Annotated in this window: 23 protein-coding genes and 1 pseudogene; 10 read left to right on the top strand and 14 right to left on the bottom strand. The window is 41.4% G+C overall.

Annotated elements, in window-relative coordinates; all coding sequences use genetic code 11:
* Positions 1-364 precede the first annotated feature (364 nt).
* Positions 365-1,000: a response regulator gene (locus tag V7K84_RS19415; RefSeq protein ID WP_334840392.1), complete on the bottom strand. Its 636-nt coding sequence runs from the start codon at positions 998-1,000 to the stop codon at positions 365-367.
* Between the two features lie 234 nt (positions 1,001-1,234).
* Here V7K84_RS19415 and lipA point away from each other — a divergent pair, with 234 nt between their 5' ends.
* Positions 1,235-2,155, top strand: a complete 921-nt coding sequence (gene lipA, locus V7K84_RS19420; RefSeq protein WP_334840456.1) for a lipoyl synthase — start codon at positions 1,235-1,237, stop codon at positions 2,153-2,155.
* 198 nt (positions 2,156-2,353) lie between these two features.
* Positions 2,354-2,503 (top strand): photosystem I protein PsaX, encoded by a 150-nt coding sequence (locus tag V7K84_RS19425; RefSeq protein ID WP_194041075.1) that lies wholly within the window; start codon positions 2,354-2,356, stop codon positions 2,501-2,503.
* Between the two features lie 21 nt (positions 2,504-2,524).
* Here V7K84_RS19425 and V7K84_RS19430 read toward each other — a convergent pair whose 3' ends face one another.
* Positions 2,525-3,391, bottom strand: a complete 867-nt coding sequence (locus V7K84_RS19430; protein WP_334840393.1) for a branched-chain amino acid ABC transporter permease — start codon at positions 3,389-3,391, stop codon at positions 2,525-2,527.
* A 208-nt stretch (positions 3,392-3,599) separates the two neighbouring features.
* Between V7K84_RS19430 and hrmK the strand changes: the two genes are divergently transcribed.
* A complete protein-coding gene (gene hrmK / locus V7K84_RS19435; protein WP_334840394.1) occupies positions 3,600-5,534 on the top strand; it encodes a hybrid histidine kinase/response regulator HrmK in 1,935 nt (644 codons plus the stop codon).
* Between the two features lie 91 nt (positions 5,535-5,625).
* Positions 5,626-6,453, top strand: coding sequence for an ATP-dependent sacrificial sulfur transferase LarE (gene larE, locus V7K84_RS19440; RefSeq protein WP_334840458.1), 828 nt, complete (start codon positions 5,626-5,628; stop codon positions 6,451-6,453).
* 25 nt (positions 6,454-6,478) lie between these two features.
* Here the strand turns inward: larE and V7K84_RS19445 are convergent, their stop codons facing one another.
* The 3 genes from V7K84_RS19445 to V7K84_RS19455 are packed head-to-tail and all read right to left on the bottom strand — an operon-like array spanning position 6,479 to position 8,043.
* Positions 6,479-6,835, bottom strand: a complete 357-nt coding sequence (locus V7K84_RS19445; RefSeq protein WP_334840395.1) for a DUF4864 domain-containing protein — start codon at positions 6,833-6,835, stop codon at positions 6,479-6,481.
* On the bottom strand, positions 6,793-6,960 hold the full coding sequence (locus tag V7K84_RS19450) for a hypothetical protein (protein WP_334840396.1): 168 nt from the start codon (positions 6,958-6,960) through the stop codon (positions 6,793-6,795). Before V7K84_RS19450 ends, V7K84_RS19445 begins: the two co-directional genes overlap by 43 nt.
* A 27-nt stretch (positions 6,961-6,987) precedes the next feature.
* A complete protein-coding gene (locus tag V7K84_RS19455) occupies positions 6,988-8,043 on the bottom strand; it encodes an SGNH/GDSL hydrolase family protein (RefSeq protein WP_334840397.1) in 1,056 nt (351 codons plus the stop codon).
* Positions 8,044-9,001: 958 nt separating this feature from the next.
* On the opposite strand from V7K84_RS19455, the gene V7K84_RS19460 reads away from it, so the two are divergent.
* Positions 9,002-9,196: a hypothetical protein gene (locus V7K84_RS19460; protein WP_094342069.1), complete on the top strand. Its 195-nt coding sequence runs from the start codon at positions 9,002-9,004 to the stop codon at positions 9,194-9,196.
* Positions 9,197-9,293: 97 nt separating this feature from the next.
* Here V7K84_RS19460 and V7K84_RS19465 read toward each other — a convergent pair whose 3' ends face one another.
* The 6 genes from V7K84_RS19465 to psaA form a co-directional block, all read right to left on the bottom strand.
* On the bottom strand, positions 9,294-10,199 hold the full coding sequence (locus V7K84_RS19465; RefSeq protein WP_334840399.1) for a DNA-methyltransferase: 906 nt from the start codon (positions 10,197-10,199) through the stop codon (positions 9,294-9,296).
* Between the two features lie 106 nt (positions 10,200-10,305).
* A complete protein-coding gene (locus V7K84_RS19470; RefSeq protein ID WP_442940975.1) occupies positions 10,306-10,737 on the bottom strand; it encodes a DUF7689 domain-containing protein in 432 nt (143 codons plus the stop codon).
* Between the two features lie 35 nt (positions 10,738-10,772).
* Positions 10,773-11,084 carry a hypothetical protein gene (locus V7K84_RS19475; protein WP_334840402.1) on the bottom strand — a complete coding sequence of 104 codons (312 nt, stop codon included), beginning with the start codon at positions 11,082-11,084 and terminating at the stop codon, positions 10,773-10,775.
* A 40-nt stretch (positions 11,085-11,124) separates the two neighbouring features.
* Positions 11,125-11,895, bottom strand: coding sequence for a hypothetical protein (locus V7K84_RS19480; RefSeq protein WP_334840403.1), 771 nt, complete (start codon positions 11,893-11,895; stop codon positions 11,125-11,127).
* A 138-nt stretch (positions 11,896-12,033) separates the two neighbouring features.
* A complete protein-coding gene (gene psaB / locus V7K84_RS19485) occupies positions 12,034-14,259 on the bottom strand; it encodes a photosystem I core protein PsaB (protein ID WP_334840404.1) in 2,226 nt (741 codons plus the stop codon).
* Between the two features lie 120 nt (positions 14,260-14,379).
* Positions 14,380-16,638, bottom strand: a complete 2,259-nt coding sequence (gene psaA, locus V7K84_RS19490; RefSeq protein WP_334840406.1) for a photosystem I core protein PsaA — start codon at positions 16,636-16,638, stop codon at positions 14,380-14,382.
* 541 nt (positions 16,639-17,179) lie between these two features.
* On the opposite strand from psaA, the gene V7K84_RS19495 reads away from it, so the two are divergent.
* Positions 17,180-18,880, top strand: a complete 1,701-nt coding sequence (locus V7K84_RS19495) for a hypothetical protein (RefSeq protein ID WP_334840460.1) — start codon at positions 17,180-17,182, stop codon at positions 18,878-18,880.
* Here V7K84_RS19495 and glsA read toward each other — a convergent pair.
* The 3 genes from glsA to V7K84_RS19510 all read right to left on the bottom strand — a co-directional run bounded on the left by glsA (position 18,845) and on the right by V7K84_RS19510 (position 21,009).
* Positions 18,845-19,759 (bottom strand): glutaminase A, encoded by a 915-nt coding sequence (glsA, locus tag V7K84_RS19500; protein ID WP_334840408.1) that lies wholly within the window; start codon positions 19,757-19,759, stop codon positions 18,845-18,847. The genes V7K84_RS19495 and glsA overlap by 36 nt on opposite strands.
* A 29-nt stretch (positions 19,760-19,788) precedes the next feature.
* Positions 19,789-20,487: an HAD family hydrolase gene (locus V7K84_RS19505; protein WP_334840410.1), complete on the bottom strand. Its 699-nt coding sequence runs from the start codon at positions 20,485-20,487 to the stop codon at positions 19,789-19,791.
* 162 nt (positions 20,488-20,649) lie between these two features.
* Positions 20,650-21,009, bottom strand: a complete 360-nt coding sequence (locus V7K84_RS19510) for an HAD family hydrolase (RefSeq protein ID WP_334840411.1) — start codon at positions 21,007-21,009, stop codon at positions 20,650-20,652.
* Between the two features lie 251 nt (positions 21,010-21,260).
* On the opposite strand from V7K84_RS19510, the gene V7K84_RS19515 reads away from it, so the two are divergent.
* The 4 genes and pseudogenes from V7K84_RS19515 to V7K84_RS19530 all read left to right on the top strand — a co-directional run bounded on the left by V7K84_RS19515 (position 21,261) and on the right by V7K84_RS19530 (position 24,705).
* On the top strand, positions 21,261-22,775 hold the full coding sequence (locus tag V7K84_RS19515) for a thioredoxin-like domain-containing protein (protein WP_334840412.1): 1,515 nt from the start codon (positions 21,261-21,263) through the stop codon (positions 22,773-22,775).
* A gap of 283 nt (positions 22,776-23,058) precedes the next feature.
* A complete protein-coding gene (locus tag V7K84_RS19520; protein ID WP_334840413.1) occupies positions 23,059-23,481 on the top strand; it encodes a KGK domain-containing protein in 423 nt (140 codons plus the stop codon).
* A 183-nt stretch (positions 23,482-23,664) separates the two neighbouring features.
* A pseudogene (locus tag V7K84_RS19525) lies at positions 23,665-24,231 on the top strand (HAD family hydrolase); the annotation flags it as partial.
* Positions 24,232-24,354: 123 nt separating this feature from the next.
* Positions 24,355-24,705: a DUF952 domain-containing protein gene (locus tag V7K84_RS19530; RefSeq protein WP_334840461.1), complete on the top strand. Its 351-nt coding sequence runs from the start codon at positions 24,355-24,357 to the stop codon at positions 24,703-24,705.
* The last annotated feature ends 247 nt before the right edge of the window (positions 24,706-24,952 follow it).

The raw sequence follows: 24,952 nt of genomic DNA on the forward strand, positions 1-24,952 counted from the left end.
TTTCTATGGCTTATTATTCCCACGCCAAGACTATCCTCATCATGAAATAGGATTTTTTGGTTTAATTTGTATTATAAAATATGACTTTTAATATATTTTTTTACTAAATATCTGAATCTTGAATTGTAGCGTTTCCTCATCAAGTTAATGTACATATTAAAACCTCAACCATAACCCCTCTCCGAACTTACGAAGAGGGAAGATAAAGCACAGCTTTACCGGACTAAGGTCAAGCTGTACCTCACTAAATAATGATGATTTGTCAACATAAGTGTTTTTGAACTAACTATTTTTATCCGCTTTTAATCGGACACCAGTATAGATGGTGTATTTTTGGCTGCGATAATAATAACGAGCACAAATACTACTTGATTTTTTGTTTAATAAAAGTCACAACCTGAGTTAGCTGTTTCTTCAAACCATCAATTTCTGCTTGCATTTTGACAATTTTCTCATTCAATGCATTAATTTCTGCCTCGGAGACTCCTCCAGTGCTGGGGGTTGCGACGCTAGAGGTTGCTACGCTAGGGGCTACTACCGTACTATTGGCGACAGCAGAGGTTGATAACGTGCCGTTTTTTACGGAAACTCCTGCTCCGACTGCGACTAGTTCTGGGCGTGGCTGTTTCGCCTTAGCCATAGCTAACTTAATAGCGCCAATTAATTGTTTCTGATCGAAAGGCTTGCCCAAAAATTCAAAATATTCAAATGGTTCTGTGATTTTCTCAGTTACCTCTTCCTTGCGACCAGACATGATCACTAAAGGAATTTTCCTTAACTCCGGATCGGCTTGAACTTTCTGGAAAACCTCCCAGCCACTCATTTTAGGCAACAGGAAATCCAGCATAATCAGGCTGAGTTTTTCCTGAAGGATGAAATTTAGTCCTTCCAAACCGTCTTTTGCTTCTAGTACCTCAAAATTGCCCGGAGGCAACATTTCTCGTACTTTTACCCTGACAACTGTAGTGTCATCGATAACTAAAATCTTGTTGCTTGCCACGACTGTTTGCTCTAACAGAAACTATAAGTGTAAATAGCGGCTTTGCCGATTGTCCTTGAGAATCCTCCCACTATATACATAATTTCTAGCAATTGGGGGATAGTATATTTCGGTATAAATGACATTGTTAGAGGTGTTTTGCAAAACTTTTGCTTGCGCTCTTTTAAATTTGTGTCATTGTGATATTTAATCAACCGACCACTACATCTATATCCGCATCTTGCTTGGATGTCTATGATTTCGTCACAACAAGCCGAACTAAAGTCTGAAATTAAGGCAATGCCTAGCTGGTTACGTCGCCCAATTGGTAAAGCCAGTGAAATCTCTACCGTACAACGCATTATTAAGCAGCGCCAAATTCACACGATTTGCGAAGAAGGACGCTGCCCTAACCGCGGAGAGTGCTATGCCCAAAAAACTGCAACTTTTTTGCTAATGGGGCCTACATGCACACGCTCTTGTGCTTTCTGTCAAGTAGATAAAGGTCATGCACCAATGCCTCTTGATTTAGAGGAACCTGAAAAGGTTGCCCAGGCGGTGCAGCTTTTGGGATTGCGTTATGTGGTGCTGACTTCTGTAGCCCGTGATGACTTGCCCGATCAGGGTGCAGGGCACTTTGTAAAGACGATCGCGACTATCCGCCAATTGAACCCAGAGACTCAAATAGAAGTGCTGACCCCCGATTTTTGGGGTGGTACTGGTGTTGGGCAAGAAGGTCAACGCCAGCGGATAGAGATGATTGTCAAAGCCAAACCAGCTTGTTTCAATCACAATATCGAGACAGTGCGGCGGTTAACTGGCCCAGTGCGCCGGGGAGCCAAGTACGATCGCTCCCTCTTGGTGCTGGCTACGGTTAAAGAAATCGATTCGACAATTCCCACCAAATCAGGTTTGATGCTAGGACACGGAGAAACACTTGATGAAGTCATTGAAGCAATGGCTGATTTAAGGGCTGTAGAATGCGATCGCTTGACTATCGGGCAGTATATGCGTCCTTCTTTAGAACATTTACCAGTCCAAAAATATTGGACTCCAGAGGAATTCGATCAGCTTGGCAGATTAGCATGGGAAATGGGATTCAACCATGTTCGTTCTGGGCCTCTGGTTCGCAGTTCCTACCATGCTGGAGAGGAGGGAGTGGGGATTGGAGAGTAGGGAGTGGGAGGAGCAGGGTGGCAGAGGGGCAGGGGAGCAGGGGGACAAGTTTCTCCTTTGTCTCCCCCCTCTTCCTTGTCTCTTCTCCATGCCCAATGCCCAATTCCCAACTTCACACAAATATTCTTAAAGAATTTGAGTATTTGGTACGCCAGTTTGGTATTTCTTAAAAAGTCATGACATTAGGAGAATCGGATTATGACCTCTAAAACAACGAAGAATCCGGCAGATTTACCAGTTGCCGACAGTGGAGCTAAACCTCCCTACGCCTATCGCACAGGCTGGGCAATATTCTTGTTAGCTATCAATTTCCTGGTAGCAGCCTGGTATTTCCACATTATTGAGTAGTTAGAAGTGGATAGGTGCTGCTCAAATCGTTCCTTTGAATAAACCTTTGGGACGAATGAGCAGCACCAAAATCATGATCAACAGTGCGACACCTTGTTTGTATTGTGAACCCAGCCAAGGAGTGCTGACTTCCTGGACGATGCCAATGATAAAAGCTGCTGCGATCGCACCGTAGGGGTTGCCAATCCCCCCAAGTATTACTGAGGCGAACAAGGGTAATATTAGAAACCAACCCATATTCGGGCGCACGGCTGTAATTAGCCCATACATACTGCCGCCCAATGACGTAAGAGTGCCAGCAATTACCCAAGTCCAGAAAATTACTCGATCGACATTGATACCTGAAACCCTCGCTAAGTCCAGATCGTCCGCAACTGCTCGCATCGCCTTACCAATTTTGGTATTTTGCAGCAGGTAATGCAGCGCCAAAATTGCTAGTACTGCCAACCCTAATACCAATAATTGATTTTGCGGTATCTTTAAACCCAAAATATCTAAAGCCGGAGTAACAGGTAAATTATAATTTTGGTTCCTGCCACCCCAGATAAAAATAATCCCATTGCGAAGAAATAAGGCAAGTCCGATAGAAATAATAATCAGCGTAGTGGAAGTAGCACGGATAGAGCGCATCTTTGACCACAGTAACTTTTCCGATAACAGCATTGCTGCTACCGTTCCCGCCGCCGCCAAAATCATCGACAGCCAAATATTGACTCCAATGGTGTTTATCAGCCAAGTTAGGTAGGCTCCTAAAGTGAGAAAGTCACCATGAGCAAAGTTCGATAGCCGTAAAATTCCATAAGTAAGAGTCAGTCCGACTGCGGCTAGAGCAATAATGCTCCCCACCGCAATCCCATTAACGATTAGTTGGGCGAATTGTGTATCCATAAGTTTTCAGTTGCGTTGAAAAAATTTTAGGTTAGTGGTTCATACAATAATTTTTTTTTGGACTAGCTGCTAAACTCGACATCATAAGTTATGGTTTATAACAACATTAGTTATCGTTTATAAATAAAAAAGAATTGTCCGTTAATATACATAAAATCCTGTTGGGATTTTTATGCGTAGCTAAACTTGTTCAGCGGTCTAATTGACCATGCAGCAGTATTCAAGCTTACCAGACCAGAAATCACTGATAGATGCAACGCCAAAACTTTTGACAACAATTGAGCAACTTCGCGCGCAGCTGTGGCTGGAGAGCAGCTTAAACCAGTTGCAAAGTCGCCTTAATGATTGCTTGCTTTTTGCTTGTAACACTGTCCCACAGCCAGAAGCAGCACAAGCGGAAATTTTCCAAACCGTGGTTAACGAGATTAACAGTGCTATTCACAGCAGTAATCTGGCACTTACAGAATGTGCCGTAGGCATCGCTATGTGTCAACCACAAGACACTGTTGCCACAGTTTGCTATGTTTCTCGTTCTCCATCCCCAAATTCATCACCTTTATTTCTAGAAGTGCTGACAGCAGAAAACAAGCTGCTGTTGAGATTGCAAGAAGTCATAAAAATTGAAGATTTACAACAGCTTGAGAATCAGCAACTACCGAGCGCTTGGCGGTTGGCGGATGATTCTGGCAGTGTTATCGGCTGGCTAATTCTTGCCACAACGCCCCTAAGTTCTCATCATGAGTCGTTCATAGAATCGCAAGCTCAACTCAGATCGCAATTGATAACAAGGTCTGCCAAATGCTGTACTACAGCCTTGGTACAACTTAGACACATCTTGTCTTGGCCGCAACGGTGTCAACAGTTAAGTAACTCTAATCAAGAATTGGAGCGCACTAATCAACTGAAAAATCAGTTTCTGGCAAACACCAGCCACGAAATTCGCACACCGCTTAGTTCCATTATTGGGTTTACCCATCTGCTTTTAGCTCCAGGGTACGAACCAACTAAAGAACGACAGCAAGAGTATTTAAATATCATTCAGTCTAGCGGTAAACACTTACTAGCTCTGATTAATGATATTTTGGATCTCTCTAAAATTGAAGCAAATCAGCTAGAAGTACAGTGGGAAACAGTAGATGTACCACTGTTGTGTAACAATGTTTTGGCACTGGTGAAAGAGAAAGCCGCTAATAAGGGCTTGAAACTGTGCCTAGAACTTGAACCCGATATTACAACCTTAGTAGCTGACCCCTTACGACTCAAGCAAATGTTGTTGAATTTACTCTTCAACGCCCTAAAGTTTACCACTAAAGGAAGTGTTGGCTTACAGGTTGCTTCCAAAGGTGTATTTGTGCATTTTATAGTTTGGGATACTGGCACTGGCATTTCCCAGGAAGACCAAGTTCAACTGTTTCAGCCATATTTCCAAATTGCTAAGGCTGTAGCAGATGGTATTGAAGGTACTGGTTTGGGTTTAGCAGTGACTCAGAAACTCGCCCAAATTCATGGTGGTTCGGTGAAAGTTGAATCTGAAATGGATCGTGGCTCCCGTTTTACTCTTGTACTTCCCCTTAAGCAAGAACTGAGAGTAGGAGGAGATGAGGGTGGAGAGGAAGATGAGGAAGCAGGGAAAGCAGAATTTTCCTCATTTCCTCTGTCTTTGACACCTAGTTCTTCTGTAGAAGTTTTGCTGGTAGAAAATGATTTACCCAATGCCAATTTGATGCAAATTTATCTATGTAAATTGGGATATCAAGTGACTTGGGTTAAGAATGCTGCCGAGATGTGGGAAGCTCTAACACAGTTAGATCCAGCAGTAATTTTAATGGATGTTTGTCTGACAGATGGAAATGGTCTTAACTTGGTGCAACAACTGCGAGAACATCAGCAATATCAGAAGATTCCGGTAATTGTTCAAACAGCAATGGCGATGAAAGGCGATCGCGAAACCTGTCTAAATGCCGGAGTAAATGACTATATTTCTAAACCAATTGATTTACCACTTTTAGCCAGTCTGGTGGCTAAGTACAGTCAAGCACCAACGTTGGTTGATGAGGAGCAGAGGAGCAGGGGAGCAGAGGAGCAGGGGAGCAGGGGAGCAGAGGAGCAGGGGAGCAGAGGAGCAGAGGGGAAGTTACAGTAAGTCCCTTTGCCTTTTGTGCCCAATGCTCCATAACTAATGACTACAATATAAATGATTGGGTGCTATAGGGTTTTGGCAGGATTGGGAAATGATGCTGACAGAAAAATTTGAGCAATTAAGAGCCTTATTTAGAGAAATGGAGCAGGCATTGATTGCCTACTCTGGGGGCGTTGATAGCACTTTGGTTGCCAAAATTGCTTATGATGTGTTGGGCGATCGCGCTTTGGCTGTCACGGCTGTTTCTCCTTCACTGTTACCAGAAGAATTGGAAGACGCGAAAATTCAAGCTGCAACAATTGGGATTCCTCATAAAATCGTCCAGACTCACGAGATGGAAAATCCCAATTACACCTCTAACCCAGTTAATCGCTGTTATTTTTGCAAAAGTGAGTTGCACGACACTCTGAAACCTTTAGCTTTAAAACTGGGTTATCCTTATGTGGTGGATGGGGTGAATGCTGATGATTTGCATGATTATCGCCCAGGAATTCAGGCGGCTAAGGAAAGAGGGGCGCGATCGCCTTTAGCAGAAGTGGGTGTCACCAAAGTAGAAGTTCGCCAACTTTCGCAACAACTCGGTTTAGCTTGGTGGGATAAACCGGCTCAACCTTGCCTCAGTTCCCGGTTTCCTTACGGTGAAGAGATTACTGTCGCTAAGTTGCAACGAGTCGGCAGAGGAGAAATTTTTCTGCGAAAGCTAGGTTGGCAGAATTTGCGCGTGCGATCGGAAGGAGATACAGCACGTATTGAATTACCACCAGAACAAATCAAAGAGTTTGTGTTAACTAACGATTTACAAACACTAGTTTCGGCATTTCAAGATTTTGGATTTATCTACGTAACCTTAGATTTAGAAGGTTATCGTAGCGGTAAGTTGAATCAGGTTTTAAATAGGGAAGCCTTGGGCGTTAAAGTATAGAATTTTAGTTCTATAAATATAAAGTTTATTTACCCTCTAGAGAAACTAGAAAGCAACCGTTAATTCTCCAGATATGATTGGGCTGTTTTTCCATAAAATATAAAGCCCTCAAGGGAACTCCATCAGGAGCAAGTAGCAACACTGGTTGAGTTATGTTTCCCTGGATGGTTGTTATTTTTTCAAAAAAGACAGAACGAGGACGGTATACTGCTGGATAGCTTGTCTTTACCATCTGTATAAAATTTTCTGGGGTTACGAATTGCGCCTGAATTGCTGGACTAGCAAAGGCAAAAGCGCCTTGGGCATCATCTTTTTTAAAGGCTGCAAATTGGTATTCAATTACAGAACGTATATTGATGGCATCAGTATCAGTAACTTCCATAAATTTAAAAATTGCGTAGGCGCAGCCCGCACTTCTCTACGAGACGTTCCGCGTAGCTTGCTTCCACGTTCGCGGAGCGTGCCGTAGGCAAGTGGTACGGCAACCTCAGTGACCATCGTAGACATCGCTCCAAGTGTCGGCAAAGCGATCGCTCAATTCTCACGCTGAGTCAGTGTGTATTCTATCTGCTGTAGTGCCGTTCGCCACACATCATATCCCTCTTGAGACAGGTGCAACCCATCTGTGGTTAATTCTGGGCGCAAATTGCCTTCCATATCCGTAAACCAGCTATAAATATTGAGATAATTAGCGCCTTCTTGTTTGGCAATCACGGTTAGTTGGATGTTTAGATGACGAATACGGCTATTAGAAATTTTTGGTAGACGAGTAGGCAAAATTGATTGGACAATGATTTGAGCTTTGGGGTGAGTCTGGCGTAAACGTCGGACAATCCGGCGATAATTATGCAAAATTGTTTCATCACTAGCGCCTTTTCGTAGGTCGTTAATCCCAGCCATGATGTAAATAACATCTGGGCGCGTTGCTGAAAATGCCCCCAATCTTTTTAAAACGCCACTAGAAGTATCTCCAGATATGCCTTGATTCAGCCACAATTTACCAGCAGGCAGTTTTTCTCTAGGAAACCACATGCTCAAAGAATCACCAACTAAAATACTTAGATGATTGGCGCCTTGACCTTGAGCGATCGCTCTAGCTTCTAAAGTTAATAAACTTTTCCAGTCATCATAAGTTAGCTGACGTTTCTTGATCGACTCCCACAATGACTGCAAATTATCACTATCTACGCGTGTATAAATCTGACCTGTTTTCAGAGCTGCCAATCTTTGGTAGTAAAGTTGATTTCCAGATGTCAATAGAAGGCTCGTTGCTTGGGTGCTGGGGTTGAGTGATGACTCTGTTGATACTGGTAATCCCTGACTGCTGAATTCTGGTACGCTAGGGACGTTTTTCTCACTTACTATTGGCTGCGAACTTTTTAGGGGTTGGAACGCTTGGCCGCTGAGTTCGGGTAAGGAGAGATCAACGCTCTTGATAATTTTTGTACTGACTATTGTCTGTGAACCTTGTTTTAAATCCCACAGGAATCTAGAACTTTCTGGCAGGACAATTGACAGATGTGGAAGAGCCGATGCTGGTATTGCTAATCCTGTTAACAAGCCTGCTGCCAACAGATAAGGGTCCCTCATCGCTTTCTCTCTCCTCTACTCACTGCTTTTCCTTATGACGGCATTAATTGCCTGTATTCAGGAAAATTTTACTTCGGTTAAGTTATTATTCTTATTTACGCTGTATAGTTCTGTAAAGCGTGTTCATGAGATTATATTTGACAATTTACGATCTCTTTAAAGTACGGTTTTCCCGGTGGTATACAAGTCTCGTTTATGCGAATACTTATACTGAGGGCACTGTTTTCTTCAGCCGACTACTTTTCATAACTCAGTTTTCACAAATATTGCAAGTGTTTGCAAACTAGGCGATTAGTGAGTGATTTTGAGGATCTCAGGACAAAGGTTTTTGCTTTTGATGTTGCTCATATATGAAATAAGCATCAGATTTTAGGTTTTTAGATTTTAGTCAATTGTCGCGATCGCATAAAAGTTAGCTCTATAAGCCGTTTCTCTACAAGACGCAAATACATCTACATTTTTCGTTTTGTCATGTGAAATTAAGCAGTGCAAATGCACCAGTTATTAAATATGTGATTAGTTCAGATTAAAGCTTCGAGATGTAGCACAAGTGAAACTATGGTCACTAAAATAAATTTCTGACCATTATAGGGTAATTTGCAGCACATTTACAATTTATGCGCTTCGTCACAAAATGACAAAACTTGACTTTCCTGCTATATCCAAATTAGCTCATATCTTCAATATGACGATTGAGGACTTAGTAGAAATTTTGGAAAAAAATACGCAAAATTTTAACTGTTGAGATTATTGATATCATACGATAACGTGTCCTCAATGAGCAAGTATCAGGTTTGCCATACTGAGAATTTGATAACTCACTAGACGTAATTTAAAATTTATGTTTACTCATTGAAGTATGAGTTGAAACACATTTAAATTAAGTTTTCACTCTAGAGAATAACCTCATTGAAAGTGCTAAGATTTAGGCTGAATCATTAGTGTTTTCCTTTTTTCTGTGGCTAGAGCTAGTACAGCGATTGGTGTCAGTCCGATTATTAAAGAGATTGTGCAAAAACAGGCACATTCCACACGTTTGACCCTGAAAGAAGTTATTCTGATGGGGATGTTAGCTATTGATAAACTAGATGATCGAGGTCGTCAAGAGCTAGCCGATCGAGTTCATCAAATGCAGGTGAATGGAGAAATTTAATTGAGTAGCTATGAGTTAAGAGTTATGAGCGATGCCCTGAGCCTGCCGAAGGGTTATCAATTTTAACTTCTCACTCCTGACTCTTTACTTAATTTTGTTATTGGCTAAATCGATAACGACTTCCCATTACATAATTTTCATTAATTTCAAAAGATATCCATTGACGTTGCAGAGTTTCAGCAACAAAGCCAGTTGTGTTAGAACCTGCAAATGGGTCTAATACTATATCACCTTCATCAGTTAAGAATTTGATGAAGAACTCGGCGAACCCTTGAGGAAACCGTGCTGGATGGGGTCTAATTTCTGCTGTTTTGCAACGTCGTAAATAAGCACTATTCGATTCAGTATTAGCAATTTCTAGCAAATTCGGCGGAATTGCACCCTGATTATCCTTTTGAAATTTATCAGAAATATCATGTCCACTAGGACGTATTTTTGCTTTATAGCCATTTTTGAGTAACTGTTTCATACTTTGGCTATAGGGCTTTAAAACTTTTCTGTTATCTGCTTTAGGATTTGGTGTTTTAGACAACCACCAAACTGTATTTACAGAATCTTTCACACGAATTCGCCTGATTGTCACCCACTCAGCAGGGGTTGGCAGTCGAGCCGGATTATAGTGGTAAAATTCTTGAGCAAGAAAGAAACCTACTTCTTTGCATAATCTGACTAAAAGTTCGTATTGGTAGATACTCCGCACTGGATTACCAGGTAGGTAAGCGCCGCCTAAATCTAATACGAATGAACCATTATCTCTCAGTACTCTTTTAAATTCATAAGCAAAAGGTAGAAACCACTCAATATATTTTTCAGCGGTTTCATTACCGTATTCTTTTTTGCGTGTCAGAGCGAATGGTGGTGATGTGATAATTAAATTAATACTATTATCATCAATGAATTTAATAAGTTTAAGGCTATCACCTAAATATGCTGCTCCGTTCTGCTGGGTATAAGAGGGATTAAAAATTATTTCTTTTGGTGGCGTTATTGGTTTTTCTTGCAAGAGTTATAAAATTATCTCATTTTTTATAGTTATAACTTGTTTTGATATTGTTCAAGTATTTAATTTTAAAGCTTAACTTAGTAATTAGATTAGTGCTAAATATTTTCTACACTGGAATTGATTTTTTCATAATACAGGCAACCTCACCATAACCAGGATTTCCAGTTAGTCCTTGTAAATTATTATGCTCTATATCTTCTAGCGATCCAAGCTTATTTGTCCATTTACCAGTAGGTAGTTGTCTAGCAACGTGAGTTGGTACTTTATTGCAATTAGTATATATCGCTATTCTTTGAAATCCCTTTTCTAAAGCATCACCTTGACAAACTTCATAACCAAGTGTTTCAAATGCCTGTTGAAAAGCCTCTATAGTTTCCTCTCTGGGAATACTCAATGGCCAATAAAATTGATGTTGAATATCTGGCCACCACCATGTTTCATCATCCTCGGCTGCCCAAGCAACACAGTTGTAATCAATTGTATCTGGACTGGTAAGTTTGTATCCATAGACAATGAGGTTAGGATAATCACGCTCAATTTTTTCTCTGACAAACTTAACTCAAGCGTTATTACCTACCACCTGTAGCCTCTTTGCTTACCCCACTCCAACCAAGCTTTAGTCATTTCCTTTACCTTTCCCCTATATTCTGGAGGTACAGGATCTTCTCTGCTGATAGATTTTAATGCCCAGAACCAGTGTCCAGATTTATTTTCCAGTTCCCTAAGTAAAAGTGGGATTACAGGTTTTCCCATGCCGATAATTTGTTGGTATGCAGGGTGCATCGACATTTGGTTAGTAGATGATATCCCAAAAGTTTCTTCACGCCATTGCTTAACAAGCGCTGCAAACGTAGCTTCTATTTCTGAGATTTGCAATTCTTCCATATTGCTGCTTATCACTAAGTTAATTTTAGGCGATCGCAGTCTACCTTTTGTGTTTAGACAAAAAGCTCAAAAATTCTTCTACTACTGTCCTTGGTTGGTTGTAGCATTTCTCCGCAGGGTAGTGTTCAACGCAGAGAATTCCTGATTTTTTAAACCAAGCATCCTTTTCTTTATCCTTCTCATACCTGTCTGGGTGAAAAGAAATCTCTAATATTCCGAATGTTCCGTCTAAACACACTAAAAAATCTACTTCCCGGTGATCTTCATAAATATTACCTGTTTCATGTTTGACAGCTAGAGGGAGTGGAAAGAACAAGACACCTTTAACTTCTAGCTCTTGTGCAATCCTAATTTCAGACTGCGACGCAAATTTCATCTCATTGTAAATGATCGGCTCTCTACCTTTTCGAGCAAAAGCTTTCTCTGTAACAAGTCCTTGATTCAACTCTTTTGATTTAGCTATTAGAAATTTAATAGTCTTCTGCCAATTCTCTTCTACCTCTAGTAACTTAACTCTATAGTAGATGGGAAAACTAGTCATATCATTCCAAATGTAGCCACCAGCAATAGATACAAAATAATGTCTCAAGGTTTGTTGAATTTCGTCACTATTTGAAACTATTAATCTGAGATTAAGTGGCAAATATACTACAAGACCTGAATTACAATTGTGTGAATAATATTCATCCCATTCAAGATCAAATTCTAATTCAGCATCAACAATAATTGCTGCATAGTCGTTCCAGCAATCATTAATTAAAGCTTGAACCCAAGTTCGATGTAATTTTTCTAACAATTCCGAATCTTGCATCAAAAAATATTTCAAAACATACAAATTAATACATACTATATCCCTAACCTCATCCAGTTACAAAATTGATTTCACAAAAAATCCCCCACCTTGCGGTAGGGGATTTTTATTACTTATCTACAAAACTAGCAGCTGAAATTAACCGAACTTACCAGCAGTAGAAGCAATCAAGAATGCTGCGTAAGTTACGACGTAGCCAACAGTGAAGTGAGCTAGACCAACTACACGAGCTTGAACAATGGACAGAGCCACGGGCTTGTCTTTCCAGCGAACTAGGTTAGCTAGAGGAGTGCGTTCGTGTGCCCAAACAAGGGTTTCAATCAACTCTTGCCAGTACCCTCTCCAGGAGATTAAGAACATGAAGCCAGTAGCCCAAACTAGGTGTCCAAACAAGAACATCCAAGCCCAGACAGACAGGTTATTCACGCCGTAAGGGTTGTAACCGTTAATCAACTGAGCAGAGTTAGCCCAGAGGTAATCGCGGAACCAGCCCATGAGATATGTAGAGTTCTCATTGAACTGAGCTACGTTGCCTTGCCAAATACCTAGATGTTTCCAATGCCAGTAGAAGGTCAACCAACCAATGGTGTTGAGCATCCAGAATGTAGCGAGGTAGAAGGAATCCCATGCTGAGATGTCGCAAGTACCGCCACGACCGGGGCCGTCGCAAGGGAAGGCATAGCCGAAGTCCTTTTTATCGGGCATCAGCTTAGAACCACGGGCATCCAAAGCACCTTTGACCAAGATCAAGGTGGTGGTGTGCAGACCTAGAGCGATCGCATGGTGTACCAAGAAGTCGCCAGGGCCAATTGTTAAGAACAGGGAGTTAGTACCAGCATTGATGGCATCTAACCAACCTGGAAGCCAAACGTTAGCGTAGTTAGGCCATGCTGTGTAAGCAATACTATCGGGGTTAGATAGCAATGTATCTAAACCGTACAATACCTTACCGTTAGCAGCTTGGACGAATTGAGCAAATACTGGCTCAATCAAGATTTGCTTTTCAGGAGTGCCGAAAGCAACTACTACGTCATTGTGTACGTACAAACCAAGGGTGTGGAAGCCCAAGAAAAGGGATACCCAGCTTAGGTGGGAAATAATCGCTTCTTTGTGCTTCAGCACGCGCTCAAGTACGTTGCCTTTATTTTGTTCTGGATCGTAATCACGTACCCAGAAGATTGCTCCGTGAGCAAAAGCACCGAGCATCAGGAATCCAGCAATATACTGGTGATGCGTGTACAACGCTGCCTGAGTTGTGTAGTCCTTCGCAATAAATGCGTAGGAAGGCATGGAGTACATGTGCTGCGCTACCAGGGAGGTTACAACACCTAGCGCTGCTAAGTGCCAACCTAATTGGAAGTGCAGGGAGTTGTTGTAGGTGTCGTAAATACCTTGGTGAGGTAAGTTGAACGGTCCTTCAACAGGAATACCAAAGAAACTCTTGGCATTTAATGCTTCTTTGAGACTGTGACCAATCCCAAAGTTTGTCCGGTACATGTGACCGGCAACGATGAATAAAACTGCGATCGCTAAGTGGTGATGAGCTATGTCAGTCAGCCACAAAGCTTCTGTCTGGGGATGGAAACCACCCAAGAAACTCAGAATTGCAGTTCCTGCACCTTGCGATGTCCCGAAGATATGTCCAGGAGTGTCAGGGTTTTGAGAGTAAACACCCCAGTTGCCTGTAAAGAATGGTGTCAAACCTGCTGGGTGGGGTGGAGTATTCAGGAAGTTATCCCAACCTACGTGCTGACCGCGAGCTTCGGGGACAGCAACGTGAATTAAGTGACCAGCCCACGCCAAGGAACTAACACCAAACAAACCTGCTAAGTGGTGGTTTAGGCGATGTTCAGCGCTCTTAAACCATGCCAAGCTAGGACGGTACTTGGGTTGCAAGTGCAGCCAACCAGCAAACAGTAATACAGCAGCGAATAATAGCAAGAACACTGAACCGTTGTACAGTTCGCCGTTATTCCGCATACCGATGGTATACCACCAATGGTAGAGACCAGAGTAGGTAATGTTTACCGGATTGCTAGCGCCCGCTTGGGTAAAAGCTTCGATCGCTGGTTTACCAAAGTGGGGGTCCCAAATCGCATGGGCGATGGGACGGATGTGAAGGGGATCTTTAATCCACTGTTCAAAGTTACCTTGCCAGGCTACGTGGAACAGGAGGCTGGATGCCCACAGGAAGATGATTGCCAAGTGACCGAAGTGAGTTGCGAAAATCTTTTGGTAAAGATTTTCTTCCGTCATGCCATCATGGGTTTCAAAATCGTTGCCTGTAGCGATCGCATACCATATCCGACGAGTCGTCGGGTCCTGTGCGAGATCCTGGCTAAATTTCGGAAATTTTGTCGCCATAGGTTTAATAAATCCTCTGACCTTTAGCCATCAAATACCAGCGTCTAGAGTCCTGAGTTCTGAGTACCAAGTTTTGAGTATTTTCTCAGCACTCAGCACTCAGCACTCCACAACTGATTGCTACCCTACTGAAAGGATGTGTGCATGGAAGAATGCCCAGGTTGTGGCAATTCCTCCCAAGAGGTAGTGAGCTACCCCTACAGCCCGACCCTGAATAATGCTCAGAGCGCGAGGCTGAATTGCTGGTGCTACCTTCAGTTTGTTATGCGCCCAAACAATGGACTCAATCAGTTCTTGCCAGTAGCCGCGACCACTGAACAGGAACATCAAGCTGAATGCCCAGACAAAGTGAGCGCCTAAGAAGAGTAGACCATAGGCAGATAGCGCGCTGCCATAGGAATTGATGACTTGTGTAGCTTGTGCCCACAAGAAGTCTCGCAACCAACCGTTGATGGTAATAGCACTTTGGGCAAAGTTACCACCAGTGATATGAGTTACAGTCCCATCTGCATCTACGGTTCCCCAAACATCTGATTGCATCTTCCAACTGAAGTGGAAAATTACAATCGATATGGAGTTGTACATCCAGAAAAGTCCGAGGAATACGTGATCCCAACCAGAGACTTGACAGGTACCGCCACGACCGGGGCCGTCGCAAGGGAAGCGGAAGCCCAAGTTTGCCTTGTCTGGAATCAGACGAGAGCTACGGGCGTACAGCACACCTTTGAGCAGAATTAGGACGGTGACGTGAATGGTGAAAGCGTGAATGTGGTGAATTAGGAAGTCCGCTGTGCCCAAAACAATGGGTGCAGCTGCCACTTTACCGCCAACAGCCAAGACACCGCCGCCAAAGACATAGCTAACTGGTTCTAGGGCATTGGGTGCAGTTGTACCAGGAGCCAAGGCGTGAATACTTTGTATCCACTGGGCAAATACTGGCTGCAATTGAATCCCTGTATCAGAGAACAAGTCTTGAGGACGACCCAATGCACGCATTGTATCGTTGTGGATGTAAAGTCCAAAGCTATGGAAGCCGAGGAAAATACACACCCAGTTCAGGTGAGAAATAATCGCGTCACGGTGACGAATCACCCGATCCAACAAGTTGTTTTGATTCACAACTGGATCGTAATCCCGCACCATGAAGATCGCAGCGTGAGCCGCTCCACCAACAATCAAGAATCCACCGATCCACATATGGTGAGTGAATATGCACAACTGCGTAGCGTAATCAGTTGCCAAGTATGGATAGGGGGGCATCGCGTACATGTGATGCGCGATGATGATGGTCAGCGAACCCAAGAAGGCTAGATTAGTAGCCAACTGAGCGTGCCAAGATGTGGTCAGGTTTTCGTAGAGACCTTTGTGACCTTCACCAGTGAAAGGGCCTTTGTGGTTTTCGAGGATCTCTTTAATGCTGTGACCAATACCCCAGTTGGTACGGTACTGATGTCCAGCAACGATAAAGAGAACTGCGATCGCTAAGTGGTGATGAGAAATATCAGTCAACCACAAGCCGCCTGTTACCGGGTTCAGACCGCCCTTGAAGGTTAGGAAGTCAGCATACTGACCCCAGTTCAAGGTGAAGAAAGGTGCTAAACCAGCTGCAAAGCCAGGGTACAGTTCGGTCAACAAGTCTTTGTTCAAGATGAACTCGTGGGGCAGAGGTATGTCTTTGAGAGCAACACCTGCATCCAAAAGCTTGTTGGTCGGTGCGGACACGTGGATTAAGTGACCTGCCCATCCCAAGGAACCACAACCTAGCAGTACTTGCAAGTGGTGATTCAGCATCGATTCCACATTCTGGAACCATTCCAGTTTGGGAGCGCGTTTGTGGTAGTGGAACCAGCCGGCAAATAGGAACAAGCCTGCTAATACCAATCCACCGATCGCTGTGCAGTAAAGTTGGAAGGAGTTTGTGATACCCCAGCCACGCCATACTTGGAACAAACCGGAGGTGATTTGAATACCGTGGAAACCACCGCCAACATCACCGTTTAGAATGTCTTGTCCGACAATGGGCCAAACGACTTGAGCGCTAGGCTTAACGTTTAACGGGTCACTTAGCCAAGCTTCGTAGTTAGAAAACTTCGCGCCGTGGAAAATCATCCCACTCAACCAGATTGTCACTACTGCCAAGTGGCCGAAGTGGGCTGAGAATATCTTGCGGGAGATGTCTTCTAAATCGCTTGTATGTGTATCAAAATCATGGGCGAGTGCGTGCAGGTTCCAAATCCATGTGGTGGTTTTGGGACCTCTGGCTAAGGATCTGTCAAAGTGTCCAGGTTGCGCCCATCTCTCGAATGAGGTTGGAACTGGATCGTTATCGACGATTACTCTTGCCTTTTTTTCCTCTCGCTCCGGAGGACTTATTGTCATTCGACCTCCTCTCTTGATAAGGAATGAGGAATCATGAATACCACAAAATTAACCATTACCGCAAACTCCAGAATTTTGCTGAAGCCGCGATGAAGACCTATGTGGATTGTTGTTTCTCGTTGAATTATAGAGTCTTCACTTGTACATTGTTAGAGATATTTTAACAATAATTCAAACTTGCTCAAATATTGCTGAAATTCATGCCTTAACTGGCTTTTAACTTCAAACTTTTTGTCCAAAAGTCAATAGTTTATCTATTTAATTTACAAAGAATAACAATTCGTAAAATTTATGGTTTGGCTGTATGTAGCCCATGTCCCAACTTTTACTCCTATTACTCATGAACATTTATGTCATATTTCAATTTTTGCAAGTAAAACGCTGTAGAGATTATGATTTATTTTAAAATTTTATGAGCATACCAAGGAAAACTTATGTGATATGAGGCAGATTTCACCTTTTGTTTGGGCTATAGTTCCAGATGGACAGTTTGAGCCAAAATAATCTGTCAATTGTCGAAGACTATCACTGGATGCAACGCATGAACTCGTGGCAGAAAAGGGTGTTAGAGAAGCTCCTCCCTCAGAGGTTCCCGATTCTCAGGTGGGTAATGATATTAGTGCTGGTATTAAGCTTGACCAGTTGCGGCGAGAAAGCCGGCAGCCAGGAAGTATCTACTGGCTATAAAGAAAACTCCCCAAAGATTTCTCAAATTTCAAAGCAATTTTCGGAAGTTTCCCCTCCATCTGTTATTCAAGAACTGCGTCCAATTTTGGAAGTTTATCAGCCACAAGTGACAATTGTTACTCCAAAATTTGATGAAGTTCTGCAAGACAACAAAGTAACAGCCAGTTTTCAGGTTAAGGATTTACCAATATTTAAAGACCCACAATTACAACTGGGGCCACATTTACACGTAATTCTGGATAATCAACCTTATATACCTGTTTACGACCTGAATCAGCCCTTGGTATTGCCAGACTTGTCTCCAGGTAGTCATACCCTGCGCGTCTTTGCTTCTCGTCCTTGGCATGAAAGCTTTAAGAATGAAGGTGCTTATGCCCAAACAACATTTCACGTCTTCACCAAAACTGACGACAACACCCCAGATCCGAAATTACCCCTGTTAACTTACAGCCGTCCTCAAAGCAGCTACGGAGCAGAACCAATCTTACTGGACTTTTACCTAACTAATGCTCCTCTGCATCTCGTTGGTAAGGAAAACCCCAACGACGAGTTCAGTGATTGGCGCATCCGCTCCACTATTAATGGTGAAAGCTTTATTTTCGATCGCTGGCAAGCAGTTTACCTTAAAGGCTTCCGTCCAGGGAAAAACTGGGTAAAGCTAGAATTTCTCGATAATCAAGGAAATGCTGTCAAAAATGCTTTTAATACTACAGTTAGATTGATTGACTACCAGCCAAAGGGCAAAGACACTCTGTCGAGAATTGTCAGAGGAGAACTCACAGCAGCTGAGGTGCGCCCTATTGTAGACCAGAATTATAAACTTACACCTAAACCCATACCCACACCTTCTGTTGAAAAAACACCCCAAATACAGCCTATTCCTGAAACTGAAATTCCAGAACAATCCAAAACACAGCCAGAACAACCAAAATTAGAAGTTCCAACGGCTGTACCATCTCCTAATTTGCCACCCACACTGCCAGAAATTATTGAATCCCCAGCACCAGAACCACAGCCAGAGGTAACGCCAACTCCTGAATCTACGCCTTTACCTGAAAACGTAACGCCTCAGCCAAAAAAACCTAGATTTGGTGGATTTTTTAACCGTGGGACTGGTAAAGTTCCCACCCCAGAAGCACCAGTTGCACCATCTCCTAGTTTGCCACCCACACTGCCAGAGATTATTGAGTCTCCTGTACCAGAAATTATTACGCCAACACCAGAACCACAGCCAGAGGTAACACCAACTCCTGAATCTACGCCGTTACCCGAAAAAGTAACACCTCAGCCAAAAAAATCTAGATTTGGCGGATTTTTTAATCGTCTAACGAGTAAGACACCTACTCCACAAGTAACAATTGCACCATCCCCTAGTTCGTCACCCACACTGCCAGAGATTATTGAGTCTCCTGTACCAAAAATAATTACGCCACCAGCAGAACCACAGTCAGAGGTAACGCCAAATTCTGAATCTACGCCGTTATCTAAAACAACCGCTCCCGACGCAGAAAAACCAGAATTAACCAAAAATACTCAACTGCAACTCTTGCGCTAAAACTTCAACCAATGCGATCGCACCTACAGGATTTCCGATATTATCCAAACCAGGACTGTAACAAGCGATCGCTCCCTCTCCTGGTACTATTGCTATAAGTCCACCACCAATCCCTGATTTCATCGGCAAACCAATTCTGACTGCAAACTCAGCAGAAGCTTCGTATAGTCCACAAGTTGACATTACAGCATTGACAATTCGGCGGTTTTGTGGTGATATACAGCCATTGTCAAAAGCTAAGAGTTTTCCTAACAGGGCTAAATCTTCAACTTTCCCAGACAAACAGCATATTTCCTCATAAGTGTCAAGTGCTGTTTCAATATTTTCTAAATGACCAATTTCGGCAAGATAATTAGCGATCGCTTCATTAGCTGTTGAACGGGTTAATCGCACTGAAGCCAGCATTTCCTCATCTAAACTTAGTTGGCAACCTGCTAATTGGTTGAGCCATTGACAAAATAAGAGAGTGCGATCGCTAGCGTCCTTTCCTGGTAACTTATCAGAGAGGGTAATTGCCCCACTATTAATCATCGGGTTGCGGGGATGGCCGCGATCGCTAACTAATTGTTCTAAAGAATTGAAGGGTGCATCCGATGGTTCCACCCCAACCCAGCCAAAAACTGTTTCTGCTCCTAGATGTTCTAGCAGATAAAGTAGAGAAAATGTCTTGATCGCGCTCATTAGCGGGAAAACACAAGCTGTATCCCCAAAACTGATATTTTTCCCCGATTCACAGCAGATGTGAACTGCAAACCAAGCAGAATCAGCCAAAGCTAATAGCGGAATGCGATCGATAACTTTTCCGTGTTCAGCTTTAGTTTTCGCTTGTTGTACCCAAGCTGACAACTCTATAGTAGTTAGTCTGTCAAGTTTTTTCAAAAGTGATATCCGCTAAAACCATTTCTAGTTTATAAACTCGCTGTAATCTTTTCTATCGTTACTGATGGTGGATTGATAAGAGTTAACAGTATATCGACTACTTCACTAAAAGAAGCTGCACTCTTTAAATTTGCTGATTCTACATAACCAAATCCATAAGAGGCGTGAATAAAATCAACCCCTGCTTTCATAGCTGCTAATCTATCACTTTCTGTATCTCCAACATAAATTGCCTTTTTTAGGCTATTACGCTGACAAATTGCAATGATATTTTCAGCTTTAGGTTTTTGAGTTATGCCAAAACACTCTGAGTCTACAAATATATCCCTAAAAGTTTTGTTTGTATTACTAGTGTTTAAAGGCATAGAAAGAAATACCTGTAAGTACCAGTACTCACAATTGCTAACTAAAAACAAGGGAAACTGACTGGACAAAGTATCTAAATATTCTGAAACTCCTTTGTATAAAGTTCCACCTCTAGTTTTTATCTCTTGCTTTTCACAGTCTTCTATTAAAATAGAAAGGTTATCAATATTTTCCTCTTCTATGTCTGGAAAAATATTTTTTATGCACTCTATCAAAGGAAGACCACTGACCCCATTGATATCATTCTCAGTGATAGGAACTCTCTGAATATTGGCAATCTTAATTGCTTCATTCCAAGCATATGCACATATACTAGATATATTCCAAAGAGTTCCATCTAGATCAAATATTACCCCGACCATATATAACTCCTAATAGAAACTAAGCAATTTCAATCCCTATGCTACTAGTGGTCTGTCCCATTAAATATAATGGGTGAACTCATTCTTAAGTTTTCTTCCTTTGCGCTCTTTGCGTCCTTGGCGGTTCGTTCTTTTATCCCTCAGAATTAATGGAACAGACTACTAGTCAATATAGTAAACACAATCTTCCGTACCATTAAAACTAGATACAAACGGAACACAGCCGAACTCCAGGATAAGTTTATAGATACTTTCAACTACGGAAGGACAAATAGAGTTAATAATTTCATGTCTACCAGAATCCAAATCAGAAAGAAAAGCACCATTAAATTCGATAATCGGTAGACGAAGATTCAAACCTTTTAGCATGACTTGCATAGAAACAACGCTACGCGCACTAGCTACAGTAAACTGGAGTCCTTGATGCAAGAGTTCATCAAGGATTTTTTTGCTGAACGAAGAAAGAATTGCATTATCTCCAAGCAATCTACCGTCTAAATCGGAAACATAGAAAGTGTTCATAAACTGTAGCTGACACTGATTGAGAGGATAATTATACTTTAAATCACGATAAGTCGATAGACTTACTGCAATATGCTAATAATCCTATTTGAATTGCAAACACCGAGAGGCTCAGATCCCCGACTTCTTCAAGAAGTCGGGGATCTTTTTGTTCGTAATTCATTTAGGATTGTTATATAAAAGAATCAAGTATAAAAACCCCTCTAAATTTAAAGTTAAACTGATGAACTAACTTTAGCAAAGGATACTTTATGATTCCCCGTGTTAGAGCGCCAAAATTACCGCAAAATTACTTTTGGCTCAATACCGATAAACCATTGTCTCTTAAACAACTTAAGGGTAGAGTCGTAATTTTAGACTTTTGGACATACTGTTGCATCAATTGTCTGCATATTCTGCCAAACCTGAAATATTTAGAACAAAAATATAAAGATAGTCTTACTATTATCGGCGTTCACTCTGCCAAATTTGACAACGAAAAGGAAACAGAAAATATTCGCCAAGCTATCCTGCGCTATGACATTGAACATCCTGTTGTAGTTGACAGAGGTTTTCGGATTTGGGAAGAGTATGCTGTGCGTGCTTGGCCTACGTTAATAATTATCGATCCAGAAGGTTACGCGATCGCCCAGATTTCTGGTGAAGGAAACCGTGACACTTTAGACGAGTTGATTCAAAAGTTAATTCAGCAACACCAAGACAAAGGCACAATTAATTTCCAAGAAATCAGCTTAACTTTAGAAAAACAGCGCCAACCATTAATCACACCTTTAGCTTTTCCTGGTAAAGTTCTAGCTACTCAAGCAGGTTTGTTTATCGCTGACTCTGGACATCACCGCCTGGTTATGAGTAGCTTTGATGGAGAAATTTTACAGTTGATTGGTACTGGAAAATCTGGCTTAACCGATGGTGCTTTTAACGAAGCGCAATTTTTTGCACCGCAAGGAATGGCTTATGATGCCGAAAATCAGATTCTTTACGTTGCTGATACAGAAAATCATGCGCTGCGGCAAGTTGATTTAAAGCGCCAAGTAGTCAAAACTATTGCGGGAACTGGCGAACAAAGTCGCAATATCCATCCTCATGGAGGCGCTGGGTTAGAAACCGTACTGAATTCCCCTTGGGATTTAGTGAAAGTGGAAAATACCTTATTTATTGCAATGGCTGGGCCGCATCAAATTTGGCTAATGGATTTAGAAACTGGCATCATCAAAACTTATGCTGGTACTGGTGCAGAAGCGTGTATTGATGGTTCACTTACTGAATCTGCTTTTGCTCAACCTAGTGGTATTACTAGTAATGGGCAAGAATTATATATTGCTGACAGTGAAGTTAGTTCAATTCGTGGTATTGGAATTGTCGAACCGTATCAAGTAAGAACTGTTTGCGGTAGTGGCGGTTTATTTGGTTTTGGCGATGTAGATGGACAAGGTGAAGATGTTCGTTTACAACACTGTTTAGGAGTGGAATATGCGCAGAATTTGTTGTGGGTGGCAGATACTTATAACCATAAAATTAAATTAGTTAGCCCCAGTGGGAATTGTCAAACAGTTTTGGGAGATGGTTCTGCGGGTTTACAAGATGGCCAGGGTAAGAACACTCGGTTTTTTGAACCTTCAGGATTGAGTGCTTTGAGTTCTTATTTATATATTGCTGATACTAATAACCATGCTATTCGTTGCGTAGATTTGGATAGCTTTGAGATGACAACGCTACAATTTCCTGGTTTATGTGCGCCAGATGTTTGTATTCCGCCGAATTTATAGAATGATAAACTTACACAAAAGCGTAAAATAAAGCTTCGTGTCTGGGCGTAATTTTACAAACATCCAGAGTCTCTGATACCCAAATTATTCAATAATTCGGGGATCTCTTTGTTCGTAATTTATTTAGGAATATTGTTGAGCATCGCTTAATGATGCTCAGATTATTTTTTTGCAGTCGTTTGAGTATTTTCACTAACTTGATGCAAACAAAATTGCAGAATAAACTGGGAGTAAGCTTAAATTATCAAGCTATTATTGTCCACTCTGAATTGACTACATTGATATGAATAATAAATTCATTGCTCTAGACTGTGATGATGATGTTGTACTTTTGCAGAAAGACACTTTTAAAGTCAGCAGATTAAAGGAATTAGTTCAGGAAGAGATTTGCAGAAAATGGGAAAGTCATGGTGCTTATGATTACTCGATTCAAAAGGCTAACACTTCAATTTATGAATTTTTCAAGAAAATATCTGTTAGTCAACAGATACTCAAAATAGATGAAATTAAATTTAATTTGATTGTAGATTGCCAAATACTTAAAATTAGCGGTAACGGCTGGCAGAAAGGAAAACTAAAAATTAATATATATGTATCAAATATTACTAAAGATAAATATAAATTATCTCTAGAATTTTGTTCTGATGAACCCCCTGAATCCGAATCACCTTTAGATGATATTCGTAAAATGATACAAGCAACATGAATACTATTCTCTACATCACTGAACGCCAACAATAGGAATAAGCAAAAATAATTGGCAGCGATCGCACTGATTAACTCGATTCTGAGAGACAATTTATAAAGTAAATCTTAAGTAGATTGTGTTACGGATTTAGCATCTGGATGTGATATTTTAAAGAATAATTTTTTTATAGCGATCGCTTATATGCAATTAGTCATTTTTGATATTGATGGTACACTAACAAATACCAACAAAATTGATGAAAATTGTTTTGTACGTGCTTTTGCATTGGAGTTAGGAATTTTTGGTATAAATCCAAATTGGACTGAATACACATACACCACAGATTCTGGAATTACCCAGCAAATTTTACAAGAAAACTTAGAACGTTTTACTTCAAATGAAGAATTAGTTAGACTTAAAGCACGTTTTGTTAGTCTACTTCAGGAAGCGTTTATTAATAACCAAGATTTATTCAGCGAAATTCCTGGTTCTGCAAATATATTAGCTAAATTACAGCTAGACTCTGATTGGTGTGTTGCGATCGCAACTGGTGGTTGGTGTGAGTCTGCTAAATTAAAACTTCAAAAAGCTAACTTACCAATAGAAGGCATACCGTTGGCTTCAGCAAATGATGCACTGTCGCGAGAAGATATTATTAAAAGAACTATTATTAAAGCCAAAAATATTTATCAAGTTGAAAATTTTCGGAAAATTGTTTTTGTAGGTGATGGTGTTTGGGATGTAAAAGCAGCCTATCAGTTGAGTATTGCTTTTGTTGGAATCGGTGATAATAAATTAACAAATGTTGGTGCTACCAAAGTAATTAAAGACTTTACAAATTTAGAAGATTTCCTGAAAATATTACAAGACGCAGAAATTCCTAGATATTCTATGAACACCATTCTCCACATTACAAAACGCCAACAATGGGAACAAGCAAAAAATCTTGGTACATATCGCGCTGATTCGTTAGACAGTGAAGGTTTTATACATTGTTCAAGATCAACGCAAATACTCAAAGTTGCCAAGAGATTTTTTGATAATCAAAAAGAATTGGTACTACTTTTTATTGATTCTGAAAAAGTCCAAGCTGAAATTCGCTATGAACCTGCTGAAATAGGAGAATTATTTCCTCACATTTATGGTGAGTTAAATATTGATGCTGTGTATCAGGTGATTGATTTTGAAGCTGGGGAAGATGGTTTATTTGAGTTGCCGCAAGAAGTTATAGATTTAGAATAACGAACCGCCTTCTCTGCGAGAGGCTTGTCTGCGACACGCTGCGCGAATGCCAAGAATGCTGAAGAGTAAAGACGAGAAGCAATTTAAAGTATTTCGCGCTTTACTTAAAGAACGGGAATTAATCTAGAGCAATTGTGACCGAATTTAATTTACAAATCCAAGAAAATAGCGATCGCTTTGCCAACGCCAAGGGCGAACGCTTCTCAACTCCACTGGAGGATGCTTTACCTAGCTTGCTTCCCCTTAA

This window comes from Nostoc sp. (genome assembly GCF_036917315.1).
GTDB lineage: Bacteria > Cyanobacteriota > Cyanobacteriia > Cyanobacteriales > Nostocaceae > Nostoc.

Excerpts from the sequence above, each read along its gene's own strand:
- V7K84_RS19450 (WP_334840396.1), bottom strand. The coding sequence starts at position 6,960 with ATGTCTACGATGGTCACTGAGGTTGCCGTACCACTTGCCTACGGCACG.
- hrmK (WP_334840394.1), top strand. The coding sequence starts at position 3,600 with ATGCAGCAGTATTCAAGCTTACCAGACCAGAAATCACTGATAGATGCA.
- V7K84_RS19505 (WP_334840410.1), bottom strand. The coding sequence starts at position 20,487 with ATGGTCGGGGTAATATTTGATCTAGATGGAACTCTTTGGAATATATCT.
- V7K84_RS19495 (WP_334840460.1), top strand. The coding sequence starts at position 17,180 with ATGAACTCGTGGCAGAAAAGGGTGTTAGAGAAGCTCCTCCCTCAGAGG.
- V7K84_RS19530 (WP_334840461.1), top strand. The coding sequence starts at position 24,355 with ATGAACACCATTCTCCACATTACAAAACGCCAACAATGGGAACAAGCA.
- V7K84_RS19480 (WP_334840403.1), bottom strand. The coding sequence starts at position 11,895 with ATGCAAGATTCGGAATTGTTAGAAAAATTACATCGAACTTGGGTTCAA.
- lipA (WP_334840456.1), top strand. The coding sequence starts at position 1,235 with ATGATTTCGTCACAACAAGCCGAACTAAAGTCTGAAATTAAGGCAATG.
- psaA (WP_334840406.1), bottom strand. The coding sequence starts at position 16,638 with ATGACAATAAGTCCTCCGGAGCGAGAGGAAAAAAAGGCAAGAGTAATC.
- V7K84_RS19520 (WP_334840413.1), top strand. The coding sequence starts at position 23,059 with ATGAATAATAAATTCATTGCTCTAGACTGTGATGATGATGTTGTACTT.
- V7K84_RS19430 (WP_334840393.1), bottom strand. The coding sequence starts at position 3,391 with ATGGATACACAATTCGCCCAACTAATCGTTAATGGGATTGCGGTGGGG.
- V7K84_RS19515 (WP_334840412.1), top strand. The coding sequence starts at position 21,261 with ATGATTCCCCGTGTTAGAGCGCCAAAATTACCGCAAAATTACTTTTGG.
- V7K84_RS19475 (WP_334840402.1), bottom strand. The coding sequence starts at position 11,084 with ATGGAAGAATTGCAAATCTCAGAAATAGAAGCTACGTTTGCAGCGCTT.
- V7K84_RS19455 (WP_334840397.1), bottom strand. The coding sequence starts at position 8,043 with ATGAGGGACCCTTATCTGTTGGCAGCAGGCTTGTTAACAGGATTAGCA.
- V7K84_RS19425 (WP_194041075.1), top strand. The coding sequence starts at position 2,354 with ATGACCTCTAAAACAACGAAGAATCCGGCAGATTTACCAGTTGCCGAC.
- V7K84_RS19510 (WP_334840411.1), bottom strand. The coding sequence starts at position 21,009 with ATGAACACTTTCTATGTTTCCGATTTAGACGGTAGATTGCTTGGAGAT.
- psaB (WP_334840404.1), bottom strand. The coding sequence starts at position 14,259 with ATGGCGACAAAATTTCCGAAATTTAGCCAGGATCTCGCACAGGACCCG.
- larE (WP_334840458.1), top strand. The coding sequence starts at position 5,626 with ATGCTGACAGAAAAATTTGAGCAATTAAGAGCCTTATTTAGAGAAATG.
- V7K84_RS19445 (WP_334840395.1), bottom strand. The coding sequence starts at position 6,835 with ATGGAAGTTACTGATACTGATGCCATCAATATACGTTCTGTAATTGAA.